3 protein-coding genes are annotated in these 2,054 nt (G+C 49.9%); all 3 read left to right on the top strand.

All coding sequences use genetic code 11. The annotated features are described in order from the left end of the window. The coding region (locus PR833_RS20235; protein WP_272526480.1) for an STY4526/YPO1902 family pathogenicity island replication protein at positions 1–385 on the top strand (385 nt) is incomplete at its 5' end. Beyond that, on the top strand, positions 375–659 hold the full coding sequence (locus tag PR833_RS20230) for a ParE family toxin-like protein (protein ID WP_248129417.1): 285 nt from the start codon (positions 375–377) through the stop codon (positions 657–659). The genes PR833_RS20235 and PR833_RS20230, both read left to right, overlap by 11 nt. 276 nt (positions 660–935) lie before the next feature. Continuing rightward, positions 936–2,054 (top strand): STY4528 family pathogenicity island replication protein (locus PR833_RS20225; protein WP_272526479.1); only part of this gene is annotated, 1,119 nt, incomplete at its 3' end.

Below are 2,054 nucleotides of genomic sequence, written 5' to 3'. Positions count from 1 at the left end.
GCGTTTATTGCTGACCCGGGCGAAAGACGTCCATTGTCAGAATCAGATGATTGAACGCTGTCTGAGACTGGGAGCCTCCATTGATTTATTGAATCAGTATTTTGGCATGACCTCACTGGAGGTGTCAGCCCGCCGGCGGTTGTCCGGGATCCGGGGAAATGCCGGCCGTTCACAGCGGCTGTCAGATGTGCAGCAAACGGAATTATGGTATCGCTGGAAAGAGGAGGGTATGCCGGAGCCGGATGATCCGGATTGTCTCCAGATCATGGTGTCCTGTGCTGAAAAAATGGATGTTTCACTGACCACGGTGTGGAATACGGTTCAGGAATGGCACCGGGACGGTGTTCTGAATGCCGCAGACAGGAGAAACGGTCATGTCGGATAACCGGGTTATCAGTAACAATCAACCGGCCCGGATATTTCCGGAATGTGTCACACCTGTTCCGGCGCATATTCAGCGGAAGGCAAACGGGTTATTGCTGCGTTATTTTTCGGGAGAACGACTTTGTAAAAAAGTGAAATGCGGCGGAAAAAAGGGCGGTGTTTACCCGGTATTGAAAATTGATATTGGCGCATTCTGGCGTCTGCTCAGTACGGACCAGGGGCAAAGCTGGAAGCTGATGAGCCATGAACGTTATAACAAGATGATTAGCCGGTAAGGGCAGAATATTCAACATCATGATCCTCAGTATATTGAGACTGTCTCTTTACGGTGCGGTATTTTCACCGGAGGAGACAGCTATCAGTGTATTCAGGCATGAAATTATTTTTGTGTGGGGCATAAGATGCAATTTCCTCCGGACAGTATTATTCAGTTTTCATTAGAAAAAATGCGGCAGCAACTGCATCACCGGCAACGCAGCCAGCCCGGCACGGCACTGCGCAGTGGATTGATTTACGCCGGCAATGTTCATGATGCCATCCCCCGGCAATTATTGCTGGAATCCCGACTTTCCCCGGTTGATAAACTGACCTGGATGATGATCCGGCTTCATGCACAGCAACATGAGGGGGCCGTATTTCCGACCTATGATGACTTACAACTCCAGTTAGCCACGCCCCACAGCGATAAGGCCTCGCGGGAAACGGTCAGCAGGGCACTGTTAATGCTGAGGCTGACGGGCTGGCTCAGTTTATGCCACCGGGTCAGGGATAAACGGGGGCGTATCCGGGGAAATATTTATATGTTACATGATGAGCCGGTGAATGCCTTTGATGCAGAGACATTAGATCCGCGCTGGATGGATGTACTGGAAAAAAGTTGTTATCACAAAAATAAGAGTGTGCGGTGCGTGGCCCGCGCTGTGCTGACTGTCCTGAAAACTGAGCCGTCAATGCGACATCAGCATACCAGAATGCAACTCATTGAGCAGCGACTTGAACGTCTTCAGACACCGGAAGCGCTGGCAGACAGGCAACGCCGGATACTCAATGGGCAGACGGCACAACTTCATCCGGGTAAACATAAAAAAAATCGAACTCAGTGTAAAACACCGGGTTCGAAAATCGAACTCAGGGAAAAAAATGATGAAAAAACGCCGGGTGCGAAAATCGAACTGAGTACACAAACCCAGTCTGATTCAGGGGTTCGAAAATCGAACTGTTACGTACGTAATACTTTTACACAGAGTGTAAAAAATACGTACGTAGATCAGGAAGAGCAATATTTATCGGGTACTCAGGTGCAGGAGTTGAATCAACGGATTGATGAGAATGACCGGCAGATGCTGGAAAAACAATTACAGGTGTTGCCGGAAGAAGCCGCAATATCGATTGTGCAGCAACTGACACAGGGGGTGAGGACAGGGAGTGTGCGTAATCCGGTGGGGTATGCCTTGCAGCTATTAAAGGCAGCCCGTGAAGGGCGGTATCACCCCGTTTCCCCGGCAGAAACGGAGATGAAAAGTGCGCCTTTACAGAAAATGTCAGGTACTCCGGATGTATCACAACACACGCAAACCAAACCGGAGAGAACGGAGAGAAGTAAGGCGTCTCAGGGGGCGATGGTTGCTCCTGATATTGCACGTCAGTACCTTCAGCGTTTTCGTCGTACT

The sequence above is a fragment of the Providencia sp. PROV189 genome (assembly GCF_028480065.1).
Classification (GTDB): domain Bacteria; phylum Pseudomonadota; class Gammaproteobacteria; order Enterobacterales; family Enterobacteriaceae; genus Providencia; species Providencia stuartii.
The sequence above is the reverse complement of the archived record's forward strand: the minus strand, read 5'-3'. Positions and strand labels throughout refer to the sequence as shown.

Coding starts and splice junctions, on each gene's coding strand:
- PR833_RS20230 (WP_248129417.1), top strand. CDS start 375: ATGTCGGATAACCGGGTTATCAGTAACAATCAACCGGCCCGGATATTT.